This window comes from Arthrobacter sp. 10T413_2 (assembly GCF_056394205.1).
In genome coordinates this window covers 68,344-90,990 of the sequence record NZ_JBFTHK010000001.1, presented here as the reverse complement: position 1 = coordinate 90,990, position 22,647 = coordinate 68,344, and the positions used below count along the sequence as shown (strand labels likewise).

Genomic DNA, 22,647 nt, shown 5'->3' with positions numbered 1-22,647 from the left:
CGCCGCTGGCCGGACGGCCTAGCGGCGGCGGGCCCGGCGCCGCTCGTTGCTGGCGAGGCTCCGCGTCAGGGGCCGTGCCAGGGTGTCACCKAGCACAATCCCCGCAGCGACGCCGAGCACGATCGCCCCGGCGTTGAGCATCCCCCCGGCGCCGATGAGAATCTCGGATTCCTCGATGGTCAATACATACATGGACCGGAATATGGTGAGTCCGGGAAGCAGGATCAGGGCCGCGGGGACGGCCACGACCAGCTGGGGAGCACCCATCCGGAGGGCYACCACCCGGGCCAGCAACCCGATCGCCACAGCCGCGAGGGCCGGCGYGAACCGGGACCCGATGCCCACGGCGTCGCCCCCGATCAGGACCAGATAGCCCACCACCCCCACGGCCGCCGTCGGCAGCAGCAGCTTCACGCTGGTCTGTTCCGTAATGCCGATCATCAGCACCGCAATGGCGATCAGGACGACGACGACCCACAAGTCATACCTGGGCGGGAATGTTTCCGTGACGTCGATCGGTTCCATGCCGGTCATGTCGCCCACGACGAAGGCGACGGCGATGCCGGCGACCAGCGCCCCGAAGGTCAGCATCGTGGAGAGGAACCGGCCCGCCGCCGTAACGGGGAAGCCGTTGATCGCATCCTGCACCGAGGATACGAGACGTCCYGTGGGCAGGAGCAGCAGGATGCCGCCGACCACCACGATCGCCGGGGCAATCTGTACCCCCACCGGGCTGCCGAAGCGCCACAACAGCAGGGCGATGATGGTCACCAGGAACGAACACGAGGCCGTTATGAAGAAGTCCGGAGTKCGCCAGCGGCCCAGCTGGCGGGCCAGCAGGCTCACGAACATGTTGGAGATGAACGCGACCATGGACGCGCCCAGCCCTCCGCCCAGGACGCCGACGAAGACGGCGGAGAACACGCCGAAAGCCACCGTGACCATCCACCGCGGGAACGGCTTGGCGCTGCGGGTGATGTCCTCGAGCCGGCGCACGGCTTCCTCACGGCCGACGCCGCCGGCCACGATGTCCGTCACGAGCTGGTGCACCTGCGAGAGGCCCGCGTAGTTGTTGGTCCAGGACCGCACGACGCGCAGCAAGGAGATGGGGGTCTGGTCCTTCGGGGCATAGTTGATGGCCACCGACTGGTTGGTGATGTCCACTTCGATGTTCTTCAACCCGAGCGCGGCGGTGATGGCAATGATGCTGGTCTCGACCTCGAGGGCGCCGGCCCCGTACCGGAACATGGATTCCGCCAGTTTGAGGGCGAAGTCGATGGTCTTGCGGGCCGAGGCGTCCACGCCGCCGACCTGGATCATGGGGTTGGCATAGGGGCTGCCGGCGAGCCGGTCCACGATGCTCAGCGGCGCCGTCGGCGGGTTTTCACCCTGGACCAGCCGGCGCAGCATCCGCTTGGCAGCGACGTTCTGACGCACCTGCATGGGCGACATCGGTTCGGTCCGGGGCAGGCCGTCCGTGGGCGGCCTGCGGCGGCCGTCGGGTACTTTGTTCATCCCGGCCTCCTCACTGTCCTTGACGGTTTTGCCGATGGCCTAGTAGAACTGCTGGCCCGTGCGCCGGGTGTAGAGCTGGCGTGCCACGCGCTCCCCCGCCGTCATCCAGGCCTTGTACTTCAACGGGCTCAGCACTTGGTCGTAGCAGCCGACGAAGTMGGTCACGGTCTTGCTGAAGCTCGTCTTGAAAAGGCCCAGCCCGTGGAACGGGTTCGACGTGTCCTTGAGCTTGTMGCTCGGAGGGGTGCCGCAGAAGTCGTACTCGGTGCAGCCAAGGTCCTTGAGCTGGTTGATGGCCGTCCACTGCACAAGGTGCGAGTCGCCGTACTGGCCCCGCTTCTGCAGCGAACCGCCGTCCTTGTACGTGCCCTTGCGGCCGTAGTTGATCACGAACGCGCCCACCGAGGGCACGCCGTTCTCGTACACGAAGAGCAGCCTGCCCTGGTCCCGCTTCAGGAAGTTGGTCCAGAACTGGCGGTAGTACTCATACTCGCGGACCCGGACCTGGGATTTGGCCTCCACCGTGGTGGTCATCAGGGCATACATGGCCCGGAAGTTCTCATCCGTGGGTTCGACGTTGTGGACCTCCACGCCCTCGCGGATGGCCCGGCGCACGGCATTGCGGCCGCGGGAGTGCAGGTTGCGCAGCAGCTGGTTTTCCTCCGGCGCAATGTCAAGAAGCGCCGTGGAGTCGTTCGGCTGCAGGTTGTGGGTCTTGACGAGTCCGGCGCCTTCGAGGACCCGGGCGGCGTCATCGGAGAGGATGATGTCCGGCTCGATTTTGATTGCGAAGACGCCCAGCCTGGCCCGCTTCACGAAGTCCGCGTTCGCGGCGGTGATCCCGGGGATGTCGTCGACAGAGGCCACGTCGGKACCCTTGATCAGATACCACAGCTTTCCGAGCAGCGGGAAGGACTTCTCTAGGACCAGGTTGTAGCTCGTATAGTCGGMCGTCTCGTACACCAGGTGCAGAGGTTTCCAGCCAAAGTGCTGCTTAACCTCGGCGAATGCTTCGGATTGCAGGAGATTGCCGCCGTTGGGGTTCGCGGTGACGTGGGCATCCCAGTTGGCAATCTCTTCGGCGGAGGCAAAGCGGGCGGTGAATTCACGCAAGGGTGCGGCATCCAATCATTGCGGTACGAGCGTCGGCGGCATGCGGACATGCAGCCCCAAGTCTATCGGTCCGGACCCTGCCGCCGGTCCGGACAAGACGGTTACGCTGGTCTCATGCAGGCTCAGCAACAACCGCTGGAAGGCCGTCCCGGGGCGCCCGGCGGACGCTCACGAGGCGCCGGAAGCGGCTCCCAGGTGATCGCACTGTTCGTGTTCCTCGGCGCGTCGGCGCTCGTTGCGGCCTTGGGCGGCCTGGCCACAGCCAACCACGTCAACGGCTGGTACGCCGCGGCGGACAAGGCGCCATGGTCCCCGCCCAACTGGGTCTYCGGCCCGGTCTGGACACTCCTGTACACTGCCATGGCCGTCGCGGCGTGGCTGGTCTGGCGCAAACACGCCKATGKGTCCAGGACGGCGCTCACCGCCTACGGGGTCCAGCTGGTGCTGAACCTGCTGTGGACCCCGGCCTTCTTTGCCCTGTACCCGGTCCTCGGGACGCCGGCGCTGTGGATCGCGTTCGGGATCATCGTGGCACTCGCCGTCGCGGTGGCCGTGACCGTGGTGCTCTTCGGGCCCATCAGCCGGACGGCAGGGCTGCTGATGCTGCCCTACCTGTCCTGGATCGTGTTCGCGTCCTCGCTGAATCTGTGGGCGGCCCTGCACAACTAGCGCCCGCCGCAATTGGCCCCGGCGGGCGCCGGCTAGMCCGCTAGCACTCCACGACGTTCACKGCGAGGYCGCCCATCGCGGTTTCCTTGTACTTGGAGCTCATGTCCTTGCCGGTCTCGCGCATGGTCACGATGACCTCGTCGAGGGAGACCCGGTGCGAGCCGTCGCCCCACAGGGCCATCTTGGCGGCGTTGATGGCCTTCGCCGCGGCGATCGCGTTGCGTTCGATGCAAGGGATCTGGACGAGGCCTCCGATCGGATCGCAGGTCAGGCCAAGGTTGTGCTCCATGGCGATTTCCGCGGCGTTCTCCACCTGCTGGGGCGTGCCGCCCATGACTTCGGCCAGGCCGGCGGCGGMCATCGACGACGCCGAGCCCACCTCGCCCTGACAGCCGACCTCCGCGCCGGAGATCGAGGCCTGTTCCTTGTACAGCACCCCGACGGCGGMCGCGGTCAGCAGGAACTTGACCACGACGTCGTCGCGGTCGGCCTGGGTTGCCTTGTCCATGCCGGGGGCGAAGTGCAGCGCGTAGTAAAGCACGGCCGGGATGATGCCCGCGGCGCCGTTGGTKGGGGCGGTGACCACACGGCCGCCCGAGGCGTTTTCCTCGTTCACGGCCAGCGCGATCAAGTTGACCCATTCCTGCCAGTACTTCGGGTCCCGGTCCTTGTCCTCCTTCATGAGGCGCTCGTGCCAGTCAGGGGCCCGACGCCGGACCTTGAGGCCGCCGGGCAGCAGCCCGACGCGCTTGAGGCTGACCTCGACGCAGCCTTCCATCACCGAGTAGATGTGCAGGAGCCCTTCGCGGATCTCCTCCTCGGTGCGTGAGGCGCGCTCATTGACGAACATGATCTCGCCGATCGAGAGGCCCTTGGACTGGCAGCGGCCCAGCAGTTCCGCTGCCGTCCGGAAMGGGAGGGGAAGTTCCTTCTTCGATTCGTCGAGTTCCTTCAGGGCCGCCTCCTCCTCGCCCTCGCGGACGATGAAGCCGCCGCCCACGGAGAAGAACGTGGCGCTGTGCAGGACCTCGCCGTCGGCGTCCGAGACGGTGAACGTCATCCCGTTGGTGTGCCGGGGCAGGATGGTGAGCGGCCGCAGGACCATGTCCTTCACGCCGTACGGCAGGGGAATAGCTCCGGCCAGTTGCAGGATGCCGGTCTCCGCGATCGTGGCGAGCCGGCCCTCCACTTCTTCGGGGAGGATCAGCTCGGGGTGGAAGCCCTCGAGCCCGAGCAGGATGGCGGTCATCGTGCCGTGGCCGTGGCCCGTGGCGGCAAGCGAGCCGTAGAGGTCAACGCGCAGCGACGCCACCTTGTCCAGGTCGCCGGAGGCCTTGAGTTCTTCGGCGAAGACGGCGGCGGCCCGCATGGGGCCCACGGTGTGCGAGCTGGATGGMCCTATTCCGATGGAAAAGAGGTCAAAGACTCCAACAGCCATTGTCGGTTCCTAACTAGGTCTTGCTGTGGCCCGGCAGAGGGTCTTGCCGGAAGGCGGCGCGGCCGCCGGTGGGCGGCAGTACCGCCGGATGCACGACGCCGGGCGGCGGCTTCTGGCCGCGGCCCGCCCGGCGTCGTGTCTACTTCAGTGATACGTCGCCTAGGCGAGGTTATCAACCGAGGGGTACAGCGGGTGGGCGGCGGCGAGGGCCTCCACCCGGGTACGCAGACCGGACAGGTCCGCGCCCGCGTCGGCGATCAGGGCCTCGGCGATGATGTCGGCGACCTCGGTGAAGKCCGCTTCGCCGAAGCCGCGGGTGGCCAGCGCMGGGGTGCCGATCCGCAGGCCGGAGGTGACCATCGGCGGACGCGGGTCGAACAGGACGGCGTTGCGGTTGACGGTGATGTCGATGGCCGCGAGGCGGTCCTCGGCTTCCTGCCCGTTGAGCTCGCAGTTGCGCAGGTCCACGAGGACCAGGTGCACATCGGTGCCGCCGGAGATCACGTTGATCCCCTTGGCGGTGACGTCCGGCTGGACCAGGCGGTCGGCGAGGATCCGTGCACCGGCCAGGACACGTTCCTGGCGTTCCTTGAACTCCGGGGACGCGGCGATCTTGAAAGCCACGGCCTTGCCGGCGATCACGTGCTCCAACGGCCCGCCCTGCTGGCCGGGGAACACCGCGGAGTTGATCTTCTTCGCGATGTCGGCGTCGTTGCTGAGGATGATGCCGCCGCGCGGACCGGCGAGGGTCTTGTGCGTGGTGGACGTCGTGACGTGGGCGTGCGGGACCGGGCTCGGGTGCAGCCCGGCCGCCACGAGGCCTGCGAAGTGGGCCATGTCCACCATGAGGTAGGCGCCCACGGAGTCGGCAATCCGGCGGAACTCGGCGAAGTCGAGCTGGCGGGCGTACGCGGACCAGCCGGCAACGATCAGCTGCGGCTTGTGCTCCTGGGCCAGGCGTTCGACCTCGGCCATGTCGATCCGGTGGTCATCCTCGCGGACCTGGTACGGGATGACGTTGTAGAGCCGGCCGGAGAAGTTGATCTTCATGCCGTGGGTCAGGTGCCCGCCGTGCGCCAGGTTCAGGCCCATGATGGTGTCGCCAGGACGGATCAGGGCGTGCATCACAGAGGCGTTGGCCTGGGCGCCGGAGTGCGGCTGGACGTTGGCGTACTCGGCGCCGAACAGGGCCTTGACCCGGTCGATCGCAAGCTGCTCGATCACGTCAACGTGCTCGCAGCCGCCGTAGTAGCGCTTGCCGGGGTAGCCCTCGGCGTACTTGTTGGTCAACACCGAGCCCTGCGCCTGCATGACGGCCCTGGCGGTGTGGTTCTCCGAGGCGATCATCTCCAGGCCCTCGCGCTGKCGAGTGAGCTCGTCGTCGATCTTCGCGGCGATCTCCGGGTCCAGGGCGGACAGGTCCGCGTCCAGGCTCGGCGAGACGACCTGCTCAAACGCCAGTGTCTCGGTGCCTGCGGCTGTGGCTGTGCCTGCGGCCGGGCTCACAGTTCGCCGCCGTTCTTGGAGGCGTACTCCTGGGCGGAGAGCAGCGGACCGTCCGAGTCGGCGGCCACCTTGAAGAGCCAGCCGGCACCGTACGGATCGCTGTTGATCAGCGCGGGGTCCTCGACGACGGCGGCGTTGATTTCGGTGACCTCGCCCGTGACGGGGGCGTACAGGTCCGAGACGGACTTGGTCGATTCGACCTCGCCGCAGGTCTCTCCGGCGGTMACCGCGGAGCCGACCTCGGGCAGGTCGACGTAGACGATGTCGCCGAGGGCGTCGGTGGCGACAGCGGAGATGCCGATGGACACGACATTCCCGGCCTCACGCGCAACCCATTCGTGCTCGTCGGAGTACTGCAGTTCAGGGGCAACTTTTGCCATGTGTTTTTCCTTTACGTTGTGAAAGTCGTGGGCTTGATCATTTGTTGCTGGGTTACGCGGCGGGACTCGCCATCCTCMGCGTGCTCGGTCGCGCAGGCGCCCGCTGAGCGGACGCGACTCTCCCTTAGACGCACGCTTCCGGATGCCGCGCCCCCGCCGCTAATATCCAGTTCAGTTCCCGGGGCCAACAGTTCCCCGGAAGAAACCGCGGCTTTTCGATATCTTCTGGAGCCGACCCTCGGTAGGCGGTTCAGCCCCCAGCACCTTGGCTTTCGAAGGCGCCCCCAATGACGCCTGGGACTGGAGGTGAGTTGACCTTGAGGGGCCGGCCTGGCCCCTTCGGGCCCGACATCCGGCAGCATGCGTCTAAGGGAGCGTCACGTCCGCCCAGCGGGCGTCTTCGCGACCGAGCATGCAGAGGATGTCGGACCCGAAGGGCTAACGCAACCATAGTCACGCAGCCCTCGGGACAGCTTCGGCTACTTTTGGCGCTTGTAGAACGGCAGTGCGACAACTTCGAAAGGCTCCGTCTTGCCGCGAAGATCGATGTCCAGGGCCGTGCCGGGTTCGGTGAACTCGACATCGACGTAGKCCATGGCAACCGGGTAGCCCAAAGTGGGTGAGGGCTGGCCGGAGGTGACCTCGCCGACCACGTTGCCGTCCTTGAGGACCGGGTAGTGGCCGCGGCCAGCCCGGCGTCCGAGGCCCTTGAGGCCGACGAGCTTGCGGCCCGTGGTGGAGCCGGCGCCGGCTTCCTTCTTGGCGGCCAGGGCCGCCTTGCCGATGAAGTCGCCTTCCTTGGACAGCGCGACGACGGGGCCCAGTCCCGCGGCGAAGGGGTCGCCTTCGAGCGATAGTTCGTTGCCGTAGAGCGGCATGCCGGCCTCGAGCCGGAGGGAGTCGCGGGAAGCGAGGCCGGCGGGGGTCAGCTCGCCGTCCTCGGCGATGGCGATGAGCGCCTGCCAGAGGGCGGCGGCGTCGTGGTTGTCCACGAAGATCTCGAAGCCGTCTTCACCGGTGTAGCCGGTGCGGGCCAGCAAGAGGTMMTGGCTGGCGCCGCCGACCATGAAGGGGACGTCGACGGCGGCGTAGTACTTCAGGCCGGTGACGAGCTCGTGCTGCGCGGCCGGGACCAGGCGGAGCAGGATGGCCTCCGCTTTGGGACCCTGCACGGCGATCAGCGAGGTTTCGGCGGAGGCGTCCTGGACGGTGACCTCAAATCCGCCTTCTTGGGCAGAACCAGCGCGCTCAGCCATGGCAGCTGCGACCACCTTGGCGTTGCCCGCGTTGGGGACGACGAGGAACTTCTGCTCGCCACGGCGGTAGGTGATGAGGTCGTCGATGATGCCGCCGTCCTCGTTGCAGATCAGCGAGTACTTGGCCTTGCCGATCGCCATGGCGGAGATCTTGCCGGCCAGGGCGTAGTCGAGGAAGGCTGCGGCGTCCGGGCCGGTGACCCAGACTTCGCCCATGTGGGAGAGGTCGAACAGGCCCGCGGAGTTGCGGACGGCGTGGTGCTCGGCGAGTTCGGAGCTGTACTTCAGGGGCATCTGCCAGCCGCCGAAGTCCGTGAAGGAGGCGCCGAGCTTCTTGTGCTCTTCGTACAGGGCCGTGTAATTCTCAGTCATCGTTGGCTGTCCTTAGTTGGCGGAGGCGGAGTCGTCGGAGTGGACTGCTGTGTCTTCTTCGAAGGATTCGAGGGGTGGGCAGGAGCAGATCAGGTGGCGGTCGCCCGCGGCGCCGTCGATCCGGCCGACCGGCGGGAAGTACTTGTCCTGCTTGAGCGTGTGGACCGGGAAGACGGCCTGCTCGCGCGGGTACTCGCGGGTCCAGTCGGTGCTGATCACGGCGGCGGCGGTGTGCGGMGCGTTGCGCAGCGGGCTGTGCTCCACGGTGAAGTCACCGTGGGCCACCTGGTCGATCTCGGCGCGGATGGCGACCATGGCCGTGATGAAACGGTCGATCTCGCCCAGGTCCTCGGATTCGGTGGGCTCCACCATCAAGGTGCCGGCCACCGGGAACGCCAGGGTGGGGGCGTGGAAGCCGTAGTCGATCAGGCGCTTGGCKACGTCCTCGGCGGTCACGCCGGTCTTGGCCGTGAGTTCGCGCAGGTCCAGGATGCACTCGTGGGCAACCAGGCCGCCTTCGCCGGTGTAGAGCACCGGGAAGGAGTCGTTGAGGCGGGCCGCGATGTAATTCGCCGCGAGCAGGGCCGACTTGGTGGCTTCGGTGAGGCCCTGGCCGCCCATAAGCTTCACATAGGCCCAGGAGATCGGCAGGACGCCGGCCGAGCCATAGCGGGAAGCGGAGATCGGGGTGCCGTCGGCGCCGTTGGCCGGGTCCGCAGCGTTGCCCGGCATGAAGGGTGCCAAGTGTGCCTTGGCCGCGACCGGGCCGACGCCGGGGCCGCCGCCGCCGTGCGGGATGCAGAAGGTCTTGTGCAGGTTCAGGTGCGAGACGTCGCCGCCGAACATGCCCGGCTGGGCCAGCCCGACGAGGGCGTTGAGGTTGGCGCCGTCGATGTAGACCTGGCCGCCGGCGGCGTGGATGGCGTCGCAGACCTCGCGGACGTCTGCGTCGTACACCCCGTGAGTGGAGGGGTAGGTGATCATGATGGCGGAGAGCGCGTCCTTGTGCAGCTCGATCTTGGCCTGCAGGTCGGCGTGGTCGATCGTGCCGTCGGAGGCGGTGGCGACGACGACGACCTTCATGCCGGCCAGGACGGCCGAGGCGGCGTTGGTGCCGTGCGCGGAGGCGGGGATGAGGCAGATGTTKCRCTGGGCGTCGCCTCGGGAGAGGTGGTAGCCGCGGATGGCCAGCAGGCCGGCGAGCTCGCCCTGGGATCCGGCGTTGGGCTGGATGGAGACCTGATCGTAGCCGGTGATCTCGGTCAGCTGGGCTTCAAGGTCCTCGATCAGTTCGCGCCAGCCGGCGGTCTGGGATTCCGGGGCGAAGGGGTGGATGGAGGCGAACTCCGGCCAGGAGATGGCTTCCATCTCGGCCGTGGCGTTCAGCTTCATGGTGCAGGAGCCCAGCGGGATCATGGTGCGGTCCAGCGCGAGGTCGCGGTCTGAGAGGCGGCGGATGTAGCGCAGGAGCTGGGTTTCGGAGCGGTGGGTGTTGAACACCGGGTGCTGGAGGTAGTCGGAGGTCCGCTCGACGGCGGCGTCCAGGACGAAGCCATCTACGGAATCCACCACGGTAGCCCCGAAGGCGGCGACGACGTCGGCGACGATGCCCGCCGTCGTGGCTTCATCGGCGGAGATGCCGACCGTGTCGGCGTCGATGGCGCGCAGGTTAATACCCTTGGCGTCGGCGGCCGCGATGAATTCCGCGGCCTTGCCGGGCACGGAGACGGTGACGGTGTCGAAGAAGGAGGTGTGCAGCACGTCCAGGCCTGCGGCCTTCAAGGAAGCAGCGATGGTCTTGGCGTGGCCGTGGACGGTCTGGGCGATGGCCTTCAGCCCGTCGGGGCCGTGGTAGACGGCGTAGAAGGAGGACACGATCGCCAGCAGCGCCTGGGCGGTGCAGATGTTGGAGGTGGCCTTCTCGCGGCGGATGTGCTGCTCGCGGGTCTGCAGGGCCAGACGATAGGCGGGAACGCCGGCGTTGTCCTTGGAGACACCCACGAGACGGCCGGGCATGGAGCGCTCGAGGCCCTTCTGGACGGCCATGTACGCGGCGTGCGGGCCGCCGAAGAACAGCGGCACGCCGAAGCGCTGGGCGGAGCCGACGGCGATATCCGCGCCCTGCTCACCCGGGGGMGTGATCAGGGTCAGAGACAGCAGGTCGGCGGCGACCGTGACGAGCGCGCCACGCTCCTTGGCCTCGGCGATMACGGCGCTATGGTCGAACACCCGGCCGGAGACGCCCGGCTGCTGCAGGACGACGCCGTTGATGACGCCCTCCGGCAKGCCCTTGGACAGATCKGCGACCTCGACCTCGAAGCCGAGGGCCTCGGCGCGGCCCTTGACGATCGCGATGGTCTGCGGGAGGCAGTCGGCGTCGAGGACGGTCTTGCCGTCGTGCGCCTCCTTGTTCTTATTGGCGCGGCGCATCATCAGCACGGCCTCGGCGACAGCCGTGGCTTCGTCCAGCAGCGAGGCGTTGGCGATGGGCAGGCCGACGAGGTCCTGGACCATGGTCTGGAAGTTCAGCAGCGCCTCGAGCCGGCCCTGGGAGATTTCCGGCTGGTAGGGCGTGTACGCGGTGTACCAGGYCGGGGCCTCGAGGATGTTGCGGCGGATCACGGCCGGGGTCACGGTGTCGTAATAGCCCTGCCCGATCATCTGCACGGCCGTCTTGTTCTTGCCGGCCAGCTTGCGCAGCTCGGCGAGGACTTCCACTTCGCTCAGGGCCGCGCCGAGAGCGAGGTCGGAGTCCTGGCGGATGTCTTTCGGAACGGCGGTGTCCACCAGGGCGTCGACGGTGTCGTAGCCGACAGCCTTCAGCATGGCGTCGACGTCGGACTGGCGACGGGCACCGATGTGCCGGTCGACGAAAGACGTGGAGGCTGGGGTAACAGTCACAAGGAACTCCATAACTCAGGCGGCKCTGGGTACGCCACATTGATTCGGGTTMCTCCCCGCTCTGTATTGGACCTGAGAGTTTCCGCGCAGCCGTGCACATAAGAGGGCTTCGCTTGCACCGTCGGTGAGCACAGCGTGTCGAGGACAGCCTGCCACTTTCCAGAGGTGCCTTGCCGCGGCGGTACGGGTGCCTGAGAGATTCCTGGGGAGGATTTGCTCCTACGGCGCCTGCTTGTACCTACTTGCAGGACTCTCCCGCCGCAGATCAAAGGCGTATTCAATTGGGTGTTCAATCGGGGGTGACAACAGTCACAACAATCATTGTCCTATGCCGGGCGCGAGTCCGCAAACTCCCGCCCGCCGCCGGCCCCACGTTACGAGGAGCGCCGGCACCGCGAATTCGCCGGAAACGTGCCGGGTCGCCGTAACGTTCGCGCGAACTCGCACACTTCCGGCGWCTTCGGCGGCCTCGAGCCTCAGCGGCGCAGCTTCTCGACGGCGGCCAGGAGTCCCTCGACGTCTGCCTCGATTTCAGCGGGCGGACCGGCGGGCCCCCGGCCGAGCATGGCGTTGAAGTACAGCCCGTCCCCCATATACAGGACAGCCTTCGCCATGGCCGGCCCGACGTCGGCCGCCAGCAGTTCCAGCCAGCTCGCCTGGCCGGCGGCGAAGCGGCGCAGGGTTTCTTCGTGCGCAACCTCGGCGAGCCGGGTGGCCGCCACGAAAACCCGGTCCATGGGCGTGTCCGCCCACACGGAGGACTTGATGAAGTACGCCGCCGCGCCTTCCGGAGCCGCGGCCATGGCGGCGACATCCGCAGCCAGATGCCGGTCCAGCCGTTCGAGCAGGACCGAGATCATCGCCTCCTTGGTCGGGAAGTGGTAGAGCAGGCCACCCTTGGAGACACCGGCCCGCCGCGCGACGGCGTCCAGCGTCGCGGCGCGTTCACCCACTTCGATGAGCAGGGATTCGAAGGCATCGAGCACGGCCTCGCGGGCCACGGGTTTCYTGGGMATGCTTCCCATCATGCCTGCCCGGCCCCGCATTTCTTAACTGTACCGTCCAGACGGTATAGTTATGACCTATGAGCACCACATCGATTACCACAGCGACCRGCATCCCGGCGGCCACCCGGCCCCAGGCACCCTGGCGTGACTGGGTGGCGTTGGCCCTGCTGATGTTCCCCGTCCTGCTCGTGGCCGTGGACAACACCGCCCTGACCTTTGCCCTGCCGGCCATTGCCCGCAGCCTGTCCGCCTCCGGAGTCCAGCTGCTCTGGATCATCGACGCCTACCCTCTGGTCCTGGCCGGGCTGCTCGTCGCGATGGGCAGCCTGGGCGACAGGATCGGCCGCCGCAGGCTGTTGTTCGTGGGCAGCGCGGGTTTTGCCGCGGTTTCGGCCGCGACGGCGTTCGCCCCGAGCGCCGAATGGCTGATCGCGGGCCGCGCCGGGCTAGGCCTCTTCGGCGCCATGCTCATGCCTTCCACGCTCTCCCTGATCCGCAATATCTTTCCCCAGCCCAACCGGCGCCGCCTGGCGGTAGCGATTTGGGCCGCGGGCTTCTCCGGCGGTGCCGCCCTCGGCCCGATTGCCGGCGGCTGGCTCGTGGAACACTTCTGGTGGGGTGCCGTCCTGCTGGTCGCGGTGCCGATCATCCTGCCGCTGCTGCTGCTCGGGCCGGCGTTGATACCGGAATCCCGCGATCCGAAGCCCGGCCGCGTCGACGTGCCCAGCATCATCTTGTCCCTGCTGGTCATGGTGCCCGTGGTCTATGGGATCAAGGCGCTCGCCACGCACGGGCCGGCGCCGGAGGCCTTCGCGAGCATCGGCGTCGGCCTGTTGATGGGCTATGTCTTTATCCGGCGCCAGCGCAACCTGGCCGGAGGCCACAGCACAGCCCGCGGGACCGGCGACAGTACTGCGCCGATGCTCGATGTCAGCCTCTTTGGCAACCCGATCTTCAGCACGGCCATCATCGCCAATGTCCTGGCCCTGTTCTCCTTCAACGGATTCATTCTCTTCCTGGCCCAGCACCTGCAACTGTTGGAGGGCCAGTCCCCCTCGGCCTCCGGCGTCGCCATGGTCYCGGCCCTCATCGCCACTGTCGTGGCCGGCCTGCTGGTGGTCCCGCTGGTGCGGAAGGTCCGGCCCGGTTTCGTCGTGGCCGGCGGCCTGCTGTTGAGCGCGGCGGGCTATTTCATGGTGGCGTTCGGGGACCACAGCCACGGGCCGTCACTGCTCCTGGCCGCCCTGATGGTCCTCTGCCTGGGAGTGGGTGCCGCGGAGACAATCTCCAACGACCTGATCCTGGGCGCCGCGCCGGCCGACAAGTCGGGGGCCGCCGCCGCGATCTCCGAGACCGGCTATGAAGTGGGGTCCCTGCTGGGCACCGCGATCCTCGGTTCCATCCTTACGGCCTCGTACCAGGGCAACCTCCGGCTCCCCGCGGGCGTGTCCGAGCTCGCGCCGGCCGGGGCGACGAGCCAGGCCGGCGAAACCCTCGCCGGCGCGGTGGAGCTCGCCGGGATGCTCCCCGCTCCCMTGGCGGAATCCGTGACGGCGGCCGCGCGTACTGCCTTCGACTCCGGCGTGCACATCACGGCCGCCATCGCGCTGGTCCTGATGTCCGGGGCCTGCGTCCTGGCCGCAATCGTGCTCCGGACGGTGCCGAAGGCCAAGTAGCAGGCTCAGTTGCCGTCGACGTACTTCTGCAGGGCGTCAAGGAGCCCGCCCGTGCCTTCCTTGCGCCCGGCGACCTGAGCCCCGTCACTTTCCGGGGACCCGGTGAAGAAGGCGCCCTGCTCGGTCAAGGTCAGCAGGGTGCCGTCGCCGTCGGGCTCAAGTTCGACCGTACTGAGCGAGACCGACATGCGTTCCCCGTTCAGCAGCATCTCGTAGCTGTAGATGATGCGTTCGTTCTCGACGATGTCGTGGTAGACCGCGTGCATGGTGGAGACGAAGCCTCCGGCGGGGCCGCCGACGTCGGTTTCGCGGCCGCCGACCCGGAAGTCCAGGCTGGATTCGCCCTGCTCCCATTCCGGCGGGCCGCCGAACCATTTCTTCTTGCTTTCGTAGTCGGCGAAGGCGTGAAATACGCGCGACGGCGAGGCGTTCAGCCGGCGTTCCAGGCTGAAGCTGGCATGGGTGACGGGGATGTTCATGGCGTACTCCTCTTCGAKGGCAACTGTTCTTCGCTGGTTTCTTCTTCGCTGGCGGGCGGACCGGAGGCCAGGAAGTCCTCGAGCCGGTCAAGGCGGCTCTCCCCCGGCGTCCGGCGCCGGCCCAGCCAGTCCTCTGCGCGCCGGACTGTGACAGGGTCGATGCTGCAACTGCGGACCCTGCCGATCTTTTGGCTGCGGATCAGGCCGCTGGCTTCCAGGACCTGCAGGTGCTGCACAACGGCGGGCAGGCTCATCCCGAACGGCGCGGCCAGCTGCGAKACCGAAGCCGGCCCGTCGCAGAGCCGGACCACGATCGCGCGGCGGGTGGAGTCGGCGAGCGCGTGAAAGACGCCGTCGAGCTCCCGTTCACTGAGCCGGTGGCCCGCTAAATTGTTAAGCACATCCTTAAGTATTCTCCGGTCCGGAGGGAAGTCAAGGGGCGCTTAAACACGACGTCCGACGCCGGGAGAACCCGGCGCCGGACACTGTGTTTTAGGGAAGGGCGGGCGGTGGGAGCCGACCCCTATTTGCTTTCAGGTGTCGTCACGCTGGCGGTGGCCTTCATGGTTTCCGCATTGACCATCCAGGCATACTGTTCAAACTTCGCAATGAACTCATGCAGGAGGTCGGCGGTGGTGGGGTCTTCCTCGTCCACTTCATCGTGCACCTTGCGCATTGTGCCGACGGCCGCTTCCAGGGCCGCGACAATCCGCTCGATGGCGTCCTTGGTGTTGATCAGGCCCGCGGGGAACTCCGCGAGTGCGGTGGACTTGGAAACCGTGGAGCTGCGGCCGTCCGGCAGGGCGTGGAGGGCGCGCATGCGCTCGGCGAGGTCGTCGGCGAATCCCCGGGCGGCGTCGATGATCTCATCAAGCTGAAGGTGGAGGTCCCGGAAGTTGGTTCCCACGATGTTCCAGTGCGCCTGCTTGCCCTGGACATGCAGTTCAATCAGGTCCACCAGAACCGCCTGCAGGTTGTTCGTCAGTGTGGGTGATGCTTTCATGCGTCCTCCTCGATAKAACCGGTGCAGTGAAGGCCTCATGCGCCATCTCGTGGCGCTCCGGCCGGTATCTCCGACGCTACCGCAGGGCATCGCCGCGTCGCGATGGTTCCGGGCGGAATTTCTCGGTCAGCTTACTAAGTAGGCTGACTAACCGTGAAGGGGCCGGCCTAGACAGCCTCGTTGAGGACCGGGCCCTGCGGAAAAATGGCCCGCGTGATGCCGCCGGAGGTGGCTTCGGAGAGCTGGCTGAGGTAGTCGTTGCGGCGTCGGGGGGTAATCCTGGACTGGGGTTCGAAGGCCTGTTCGGGGTCGTCGGCGTAGTGGGCCGTCAGTCCGTCGCGCATTAGCCGGATGGCCTCGGACCGCTGCTGGGATACTGCGGCGTGAGTGGATCCGAGTTCCGCGGCGAGGTCTTTGACCGTCCGGTCACGGAAGTAGATTTCCTCGACAACGTAGCGCATCCGTTCGGGCAGGGACTTCACGKCGGCCCGGAGGTACTGGAGTCGTTCGTCCGCCAGCACGGAGTGCTCGGGTGAGAGGGTTTCAGCGGCGAGGGTGTCCACAACGGCCTCGTCGAGGGGCGTCAGCGTGCGGGAGGCATAGGCCAGCGCTGCCTCCACCACGCTTTGCTGGACACCGAGTGCGGACGCGATTTCGTCCACCGTCGGAGTGCGGCCCAGGGCGGATGCCAGCGTTTCCTGCACGGACATGGTCTCTTTGATCCGCCGGCGGGCGGAGCGGGTGGCCCAGTCACTGGCCCGCATCTCGTCCGCGAAAGCGCCAAGGATGCGCCGGCGCGCAAACGCGCCGAAGGGCACACCGAGGTCCGGATCGAACGAATCGGCCGAGGTGATCAGGGCAATAGCGCCGGCTGAGGCCAAGTCATCGCGAGAAAGGTGTGACGCTTTTGAGCACAAATCTGAGACGAGATACCCCACCAGCGGAAGGTGCTGCGTGACCATCTCGTTGCGTTCCACGCGATTCACTACTGTGTCCCCCCATGAGACCGGATCCGAAGGGTCCTAGACCCTTAAAACGCCGAGAGMCGCACCCAAGAACGGACCGGTACTCCCCCCATAGGAGTCAGCGTTCGATAGTGGGGTGCAGCACCCATGGTGGAAACCTATCACCTGATCCGCAATCTGCGTGTACCCTCAGGAAAAAGCTTGGCCAAAAATGCGGTAACCGCGCGATCGCCTGATTCAGCGCTGATTCAGGCGGCGGCAAGGGAATGGGGCCCATGAGCGCAAGTGATCTCTCTGCAGCACTGTGGCAGGAGCRGCGGCAGCTGGAGCTGCTCTTGTTCAGGCTGGAAACGCAGCGGCTGCACGTCGATGCCGGGAATCTGGAGTGGCTGAACTTCATGGCGTCCGAGGTCGAAACCGTGCTGGACCGTCTGCGCTTCGAAGCCCTGGCCCGGAGCGTCGAATCTGCGGCCGTGGCGGCCGAATGGGGCCTGCCGGCACAGACAACGCTCGTGGAACTGATTTCGGCCGCACCCGCCGGGCCCTGGCCCGAGATCCTGCGGGAGCATCTGGACGCCTTGCGGGAACTCCTGGCCCGGCTCGGGGAGGCCGCCTGCGTGAACGAACAGGCGCTGCGGGCCCTCCCGCCGCCGGGACGTCCCGGCCCCCCGGGCACGGGCGGGCTTTTGGATCAGCTCACTACGGCGGGGAACCTGGAGCGATCCCTGGCCGTGGTGCGGCGCACGTCCCAGCCCCTCCTGGGGCAATACTTGGGCATGGACCGGGACTGATCCGGAGCCGGCTCAGTMCGCGGCGGGGGCGGCGGCTGGCGGCATGAGACCGCGCAGCGCGTCTTCAGTATCMGGTCCGGCTTCCGCCGCGGCGAGGTTTGCCGCCGCGATGGCCTCAATGACTTCCCTGCGCTGGATCGGCACGCCCCGGGGCGCCTCAATGCCTATGCGAACACCGTCACCGCGGCCTTCCAAAACCGTGATGACGATGCCGTCGCCGATCATGATCTGTTCGCCCGGCTTGCGTGTAAGTACCAGCATCCTCTCAATCTACCCTTCGCCGCGGGGAGCGCCGGACGATTCCCGCCGGTTCTGCCATGCCACACCAGGGCCGGCCGGGCGCGCGTCGATCCAGCCCACGGGCAGTCCCAGGGCGTTGACGCTTTCCGGGGTCCCGGTCTCCGAGGCGCCGACCACCGCCACGGCGGTCAKGTTGAGCTGGGCCGCGAGTACGCCGACCMAGCGCGCGGTGTCCTCATGTTTGCGTCCGGCGTCAACCACCACCCAGATCTGGTCGGCCGAGAGCGCGGCCACGGACTGCACCCGGGCCAGGGTGTTCCGTGCCCTGCCGATTCCGAACGCCACCAGGACGGTGCGCTCCGTAACCACAGCGTGCGCGCGGGCGGCCGTGGCGCCTTGGCGGCCGTCAACGTGCAGGTGGMCGTAGGCGGAGAGGTCGCCGGCGGTCCGCACATCGGCACCGCCGGCCGCCATGGACATCGCCAGGGCGGYATCCATGGCGTCGTCCCCCAGCCCGACCAGGGCTACGAGATCGCCGACGCCGCTMAGCGGGACCGGGACCGGGACCGCCGCCAGCGGCGTCTCGGGGCGCCCGGCGTCGCGGGCGGCAGCCACCTTAACGGCAGGGATCCCGGTGTCAGACGCCGGAACGGCAGGAGGGTGAACGATGGAACCGTGAACGGCGGGAGCTTGGGTTGCCGGAGCTCCGGGGGCGGAAAGCGGACCTGCCGGAGTTCCGGGGGCGGACAGCGGACCTGCGGGAGTTCCGGCGGCATGCCCMGCAGGACCGGCCACCGRTTCCGCCGGTGCGCGCAGTCCGGCGCCGAGCTGTTCCAGGAGCTCGGCGAAGTCCCGCGACTCGGTGGAAACCCCTGTAGCGGCGGGCCGGTGCAGGCTCAGTTCAGCAGCGTCTGCCTCTTCCAGCAGGGCGGCGATGGCGGATCCGTGAAGGTGATGGGCCGGTCCGACGGCGGGCCGGGCGTCTGCCGGCCCGTCCGTCTCCCCGGCGGGGGACGCGKACGGAGCCGCCGCGGCCTTGGCGCCGGCGGCAGCGCCGGCGTCGAACTTCCCGGCATCAGGAAGCTTCCCCGCGGAGGCCGTCGCGCGGGTCCCGCCGGCGGCGGGGTCTGCGGCGGGGTCTACGGCGGCCCCGGCGAGGATGTCGGCGTCGGGCACCACTTCGCCGGTGACGACCTCATGCCTGGGCAGGACCTCGACCATGGCCTCGTAGCGGTCTTGGGCGAAGAGCCCGGCGATTCCGGGACTACTGACCCGTTCGGCGGACACGATCCGGGCGGCCGGTCCGTACTGCTGCTCCGCCTTGCGGCGGATCTCCTCGAGCGAGGCTCCCTTAAGCCGATAGCGGTTCGGCATGGCGCACGACTCCTACAGTCTCGATCCGGACGTTGGCGGAGGTCACCTCGCGGTAGGACAGCACGGGCACCGACCCCGGCTGCGACCCCACGAGGCGGTGGATGGCCGGCCGGAGCGCCKGGGCGCACACGAGCACGGCCTGGCGGTTGGCGGCGGCCGCGGCGTCGACGGCGGAGCTCACGGACCGCAACACGGCGTCGAGCCTGTCCTGCCCCATGACGATCTGGCTGCCGCCTTCCGCGGGCCGCATGTCCTCGAGCATGTGCTGTTCCAGGACGGGGTCGATCATGATGACGTTGAGTACCGGGCCGTCCATGAACTTGGCCGTGAGGGCGGGACCGAGGGCCTKCCGGGCGGCTTCGASGAGCGATTCCGGGTCCGTGGAGATCTTGGCGCGCAGTGTGAGGGCCTCGTAGATCCGGGCGAGGTCGTTGATGGGCACCTGCTCGTCCAGGAGCCCTTGGAGGACGCGCTGAAGCTCGGCGAGGGAGAGCAGGGCGGGGGTCAGTTCGTCGACGGCGGAGGGGCTTTGCTTGCGCACGCCTTCGGTCAGGACGCGGACGTCCTCGCGGGACAGCAGCCGGGCCGCGTTCGCCGAGACGATCGAGGACAGGTGGGTGACCAGGACGGAGACCCTGTCGATCACGGTGGCACCGGTCATTTCGGCGTTGTGGCGCATCTCCCCCGGAATCCACTTCCCGGCGAGCCCGAATACGGGCTCGATCATCGCGGGCCCGGGGAGCGAGTCCAGGTTATCGCCCAGGGCGAGCATCTGGCCGCTGGGGGCCGTGCCGCGCCCGGCTTCCACGCCCGCGATCCGGATCGAATAGGTGGCCGGCGGCAGATCCACACTGTCCCGGGTGCGCACCGGCGGGATGACGAGGCCCAGTTCCATGGCGATCTTGTGTCGGAGGGAGCGGACCCTGGCCAGGAGGTCGTCGGAGGCGCCCGAGACCATGTCCACAAGGTCCGGAGCCAGCAGGATCTCCACGGGGTGGATGCGCATGTCCTCCAGAAGTTTCTCGTTGGGGTCCATCTCCGGGAAGTTCAGCGCGGTGGACTCGGCCTCCCGGGCCCTCTCCGCCAACTGCTGGCTGGCGGCGGTCCGGCGGGAGGCGAGGATCAGTGCGGCGCCGACCAGGATGAACGGGATGGGCGGCATGCCGGGGATCAGGGCCATGGCCATGGCGGCGACACCGGCGATCATGAGCGCGTTGGGTGACTGCAGCAGCTGGGTGGACGCGGTCCGGCCCATGTCCGACTCGGCGTTGGACCGGGTCACGATCATGCCGGTGGAGACGGCCATGAGCAGGGCCGGGATCTGGGTGACGAGCCCGTCTCCCATGGTCAGCAGGCCGTAGGTGTTCAGGGCGTCGCCGATGTCCAGGCCGCGCTGGATCATGCCGATGGCGATGCCGCCGACGAAGTTGATGATGATAATGATGATGCCCGCGATGGCATCGCCCTTGACGAACTTCGAGGCGCCGTCCATGGCGCCGTAGAAGTCTGCCTCGGCCGAGACCTCGGCCCGCCGTTCCCTGGCCTGGGTGTCGGTGAGGAGCCCGGCGTTGAGGTCGGCGTCGATCGCCATCTGCTTGCCAGGCATGGCATCCAGGGTGAAGCGCGCGCCCACCTCGGCCACGCGCTCGGCGCCTTTGGTGACCACGACGAACTGGATCACCACAAGGATCAGGAACACCACGGCGCCGATGATCATGGAGCCGCCGACCGTCACCTTGCCGAAGGCCTCAATGACCTGCCMGGCGTACCCGTTGCMAAGGACCAGCCGGGTGGAGGCGACGTTCAGGCCCAGCCTGAACAGCGTGGCCACCAGCAGCAGGGAGGGGAACACGGAGAAGTCCAGGGGCTTCTTGACGAACATGCTGGTCAGCAGCACCAGCAGTGCCAGCAGGATGTTGCAGACGATGAGGAAGTCGAGCAGGGGCGCKGGCACGGGAACCACCAGCAGCAGCACGATCCCCACGATGCCGATTGGCACCGCCAGCCGGTTCAGCCTGTTGTTCATGGTGCGGTCCTTTCACAGACGCTGATTCCCAAAGTTGTCCGGCGGCGCTTCATCTGCCGGCGCCTCATACGGTGCCTCATACAGCGCCTCCCACAATGGCGGCCGGGCGGCTCATACGGTGCATCCCGGCGGCGGCGCCCCGGGCCTTGAGCGCCATGACGAACGCGAGGACGCCGGCCACCGCCCGGTAAAAGTCCACCGGGATCTCATCGCCCAGCTCACAGGCTCCGTGTAGGGCCCTGGCCAGCGGGATGTCCTGGACCATGGGCACGTTCTTCTGCTCGGCTTCTGCCCTGATCCTGGCGGCCACGTGACCGGCGCCCTTGGCCACCACGCGGGGCGCGGACTTGCCGGGCTCGTATTTGAGGGCCACGGCCACGTGCGTGGGGTTGATTAGGACGACGTCGGCATCACCGATCGCGGCGATCATGCGGTTCCGGCTCATKGCCATCTGGCGCGCCCGGCGCTGGGACCGGATCAGCGGGTCGCCCTCGCTGTTCTTGTTCTCGTCCTGGACTTCCTTCTTGGACATCCGGGTCTTCTTGCGGTTGCGCCGCATGACGACGAAGAAGTCCGCCGCGGCCAGCACGATGCCGGCGGCCACAGCGAACTGGACCAGGGAAGCGATGCCGCCGGCCGCTGCCGCCGTAACACCGGCCACGGGGAGTCCTCCCGCGGTCAGCAGCACCKGGACGAGTCCCTGCACCACGATGTAGAGCACCAGTCCCACCACGCTTGCCTTCAGCAGCGCTTTGATGCCGCCCCACACCGCCTGGGCGCCGAAAAGCCGCTTGACCCCGCTKAGCAGGTTGAAGTGTTCGAATTCGAACCGGAATTTCTTCAGGTGGACGCCGCCCTGCAGGGCGGAGGCGGCGAGGACGGCCAGGAACACGACGACCAGCAGGGGCCCGACGATGCCGGCGATGGAGGCAAAGCCGTCCTCCAGCGCCTGGACGGCTTTGCCGGGGTCGGGTGCCGAGATGATGCCGCGGATGCTGAAGAGCTGGTCCGCGGCGGCGTTGGCGCCCCGTTCCACAGTGCTGGGCAGCATGAGGGCGGCGGCACCGACGCCCACCCAGGCGGTGAGGTCCTGCGAGCGGGAGAGCTGGYCCTTGGAGCGGACCTCCMTCATCCGTTTGTCGGTGGCTTGCTCGGTTTTCTCCTGTGAATCCGCCATCAGCCCACCCCCAGCACAGCTTTGGMCGCCTGTCCGGCGAGGCTGGAAACGATCCGCGGCAGGGCCAGGAACATGAAGCCGGCCAGCATGAGGGTGAGGAGGATCTTGAGCGGGAAGCCCAGCGAGAATGCGTTCAGCGCCGGTGCCACGCGGGTCAGCAGGCCGAGTCCGACGTCGGCGAGGAACAGGACCACCAGTAGGGGCCCGGCGATCTGCACGGCGGCAAGGAACATGCCGGATACTGCCGCGATGATGGCCTGGACGGGCTGGGTCAGGTCTATTCCCCCGGCCAGGGGCAGGGCCGCGAAGCTGCCGGTGAGGCCCGTGATGACMAGCTGGTAGCCGTCGGAGGCGAACAGCAGGGCCAGCGCCGCCATCTGCAGGAGGCGGGTGAACTGGGCGCCGTTGACCATCATTTGGGGGTCGAAGGCCTGGGCCATCTGGAAACCGCTGGCGAGGTCGATCAGGCTGCCGGCGGACTGGATGGCGGAGAAGATCAGCAGGACCAGGAATCCCAGGGCAAAGCCCGTGACGAGCTCCAGGACCACTCCGGTGAGGAACCCGGCGGTATCGCGGGGCGTGTAACCGCCCGCCAGTCGCTGGGTCACTGCCAGCCCCAGGCCCAGTCCCAGCATGGCCTTCACGCGCCCCGGAAACGCCTGGTGCGAGAACGGCGGTGCCACGATCAGGAAGGCGGTCATCCGGACCGTGGCCAGCAGGAGGACTTCCAGCCAGCTCGGGTCGATGGGGATGCCCACC

Annotated in this window: 20 protein-coding genes and 2 riboswitches; of the genes, 3 read left to right on the top strand and 17 right to left on the bottom strand. The window is 67.7% G+C overall.

Annotation, left to right across the window (positions count from 1 at the left end; all coding sequences use genetic code 11):
• Positions 1-18: 18 nt before the first annotated feature.
• Both AC1DBQ_RS00425 and AC1DBQ_RS00420 read right to left on the bottom strand, forming a co-directional pair.
• Positions 19-1,515: a threonine/serine exporter family protein gene (locus AC1DBQ_RS00425; protein WP_476926605.1), complete on the bottom strand. Its 1,497-nt coding sequence runs from the start codon at positions 1,513-1,515 to the stop codon at positions 19-21.
• A gap of 39 nt (positions 1,516-1,554) precedes the next feature.
• Entirely contained in the window at positions 1,555-2,628 is a 1,074-nt protein-coding gene (locus AC1DBQ_RS00420; protein ID WP_476926604.1) for a lipid II:glycine glycyltransferase FemX, read from the bottom strand.
• A 114-nt stretch (positions 2,629-2,742) separates the two neighbouring features.
• On the opposite strand from AC1DBQ_RS00420, the gene AC1DBQ_RS00415 reads away from it, so the two are divergent.
• Positions 2,743-3,297 (top strand): TspO/MBR family protein, encoded by a 555-nt coding sequence (locus tag AC1DBQ_RS00415; protein WP_476926603.1) that lies wholly within the window; start codon positions 2,743-2,745, stop codon positions 3,295-3,297.
• A 40-nt stretch (positions 3,298-3,337) separates the two neighbouring features.
• Here the strand turns inward: AC1DBQ_RS00415 and AC1DBQ_RS00410 are convergent, their stop codons facing one another.
• The 6 genes from AC1DBQ_RS00410 to AC1DBQ_RS00385 form a co-directional block, all read right to left on the bottom strand.
• Positions 3,338-4,735 carry an L-serine ammonia-lyase gene (locus AC1DBQ_RS00410; protein WP_476926602.1) on the bottom strand — a complete coding sequence of 466 codons (1,398 nt, stop codon included), beginning with the start codon at positions 4,733-4,735 and terminating at the stop codon, positions 3,338-3,340.
• A 159-nt stretch (positions 4,736-4,894) separates the two neighbouring features.
• Positions 4,895-6,241, bottom strand: coding sequence for a serine hydroxymethyltransferase (glyA, locus tag AC1DBQ_RS00405; protein WP_476926601.1), 1,347 nt, complete (start codon positions 6,239-6,241; stop codon positions 4,895-4,897).
• Entirely contained in the window at positions 6,238-6,621 is a 384-nt protein-coding gene (gene gcvH, locus AC1DBQ_RS00400; protein ID WP_091251371.1) for a glycine cleavage system protein GcvH, read from the bottom strand. Before gcvH ends, glyA begins: the two co-directional genes overlap by 4 nt.
• Positions 6,622-7,100: 479 nt before the next feature.
• The gene (gcvT, locus tag AC1DBQ_RS00395; protein ID WP_476926600.1) at positions 7,101-8,249 is read right to left on the bottom strand and encodes a glycine cleavage system aminomethyltransferase GcvT; all 1,149 of its coding nucleotides are present in this window, start codon (positions 8,247-8,249) and stop codon (positions 7,101-7,103) included.
• Positions 8,250-8,261: 12 nt separating this feature from the next.
• Positions 8,262-11,162: an aminomethyl-transferring glycine dehydrogenase gene (gene gcvP / locus AC1DBQ_RS00390; protein WP_476926599.1), complete on the bottom strand. Its 2,901-nt coding sequence runs from the start codon at positions 11,160-11,162 to the stop codon at positions 8,262-8,264.
• Positions 11,163-11,202: 40 nt separating this feature from the next.
• A riboswitch (glycine riboswitch) is annotated at positions 11,203-11,318 on the bottom strand.
• A 1-nt stretch (position 11,319) separates the two neighbouring features.
• Positions 11,320-11,418: riboswitch (glycine riboswitch) on the bottom strand.
• Between the two features lie 208 nt (positions 11,419-11,626).
• A complete protein-coding gene (locus AC1DBQ_RS00385) occupies positions 11,627-12,178 on the bottom strand; it encodes a TetR/AcrR family transcriptional regulator (protein WP_476926598.1) in 552 nt (183 codons plus the stop codon).
• Positions 12,179-12,234: 56 nt separating this feature from the next.
• Between AC1DBQ_RS00385 and AC1DBQ_RS00380 the strand changes: the two genes are divergently transcribed.
• Positions 12,235-13,833, top strand: coding sequence for an MFS transporter (locus AC1DBQ_RS00380; protein WP_476926597.1), 1,599 nt, complete (start codon positions 12,235-12,237; stop codon positions 13,831-13,833).
• Positions 13,834-13,838: 5 nt separating this feature from the next.
• Here the strand turns inward: AC1DBQ_RS00380 and AC1DBQ_RS00375 are convergent, their stop codons facing one another.
• The 4 genes from AC1DBQ_RS00375 to AC1DBQ_RS00360 form a co-directional block, all read right to left on the bottom strand.
• Positions 13,839-14,312, bottom strand: a complete 474-nt coding sequence (locus AC1DBQ_RS00375; protein ID WP_476926596.1) for an SRPBCC family protein — start codon at positions 14,310-14,312, stop codon at positions 13,839-13,841.
• A complete protein-coding gene (locus AC1DBQ_RS00370) occupies positions 14,309-14,713 on the bottom strand; it encodes an ArsR/SmtB family transcription factor (protein WP_476926595.1) in 405 nt (134 codons plus the stop codon). Before AC1DBQ_RS00370 ends, AC1DBQ_RS00375 begins: the two co-directional genes overlap by 4 nt.
• Positions 14,714-14,835: 122 nt before the next feature.
• A complete protein-coding gene (locus AC1DBQ_RS00365) occupies positions 14,836-15,315 on the bottom strand; it encodes a Dps family protein (protein ID WP_091251364.1) in 480 nt (159 codons plus the stop codon).
• A 167-nt stretch (positions 15,316-15,482) separates the two neighbouring features.
• Positions 15,483-16,301, bottom strand: coding sequence for a sigma-70 family RNA polymerase sigma factor (locus AC1DBQ_RS00360; RefSeq protein ID WP_476926594.1), 819 nt, complete (start codon positions 16,299-16,301; stop codon positions 15,483-15,485).
• A gap of 254 nt (positions 16,302-16,555) precedes the next feature.
• Between AC1DBQ_RS00360 and flgN the strand changes: the two genes are divergently transcribed.
• Entirely contained in the window at positions 16,556-17,071 is a 516-nt protein-coding gene (gene flgN / locus AC1DBQ_RS00355; RefSeq protein WP_476926593.1) for a flagellar export chaperone FlgN, read from the top strand.
• 12 nt (positions 17,072-17,083) lie between these two features.
• Here the strand turns inward: flgN and AC1DBQ_RS00350 are convergent, their stop codons facing one another.
• The 5 genes from AC1DBQ_RS00350 to AC1DBQ_RS00330 all read right to left on the bottom strand — a co-directional run bounded on the left by AC1DBQ_RS00350 (position 17,084) and on the right by AC1DBQ_RS00330 (position 22,646).
• Positions 17,084-17,332: a carbon storage regulator gene (locus AC1DBQ_RS00350; protein WP_476926592.1), complete on the bottom strand. Its 249-nt coding sequence runs from the start codon at positions 17,330-17,332 to the stop codon at positions 17,084-17,086.
• Positions 17,333-17,341: 9 nt separating this feature from the next.
• Positions 17,342-18,685: a hypothetical protein gene (locus AC1DBQ_RS00345; RefSeq protein ID WP_476926591.1), complete on the bottom strand. Its 1,344-nt coding sequence runs from the start codon at positions 18,683-18,685 to the stop codon at positions 17,342-17,344.
• Complete coding sequence (locus AC1DBQ_RS00340) at positions 18,663-20,711, bottom strand: flagellar biosynthesis protein FlhA (protein ID WP_476926590.1); 2,049 nt, start codon at positions 20,709-20,711, stop codon at positions 18,663-18,665. Before AC1DBQ_RS00340 ends, AC1DBQ_RS00345 begins: the two co-directional genes overlap by 23 nt.
• Before the next feature lie 76 nt (positions 20,712-20,787).
• Positions 20,788-21,888 (bottom strand): EscU/YscU/HrcU family type III secretion system export apparatus switch protein, encoded by a 1,101-nt coding sequence (locus tag AC1DBQ_RS00335; RefSeq protein ID WP_476926589.1) that lies wholly within the window; start codon positions 21,886-21,888, stop codon positions 20,788-20,790.
• Positions 21,888-22,646, bottom strand: a complete 759-nt coding sequence (locus AC1DBQ_RS00330) for a flagellar biosynthetic protein FliR (RefSeq protein WP_476926588.1) — start codon at positions 22,644-22,646, stop codon at positions 21,888-21,890. Before AC1DBQ_RS00330 ends, AC1DBQ_RS00335 begins: the two co-directional genes overlap by 1 nt.
• Between the last annotated feature and the right edge of the window lies 1 nt (position 22,647).

What these genes read in the sequence shown, in the direction of transcription:
- AC1DBQ_RS00375 (WP_476926596.1), bottom strand. Translation starts at nt 14,312, where the DNA reads ATGAACATCCCCGTCACCCATGCCAGCTTCAGCCTGGAACGCCGGCTG.
- AC1DBQ_RS00365 (WP_091251364.1), bottom strand. Translation starts at nt 15,315, where the DNA reads ATGAAAGCATCACCCACACTGACGAACAACCTGCAGGCGGTTCTGGTG.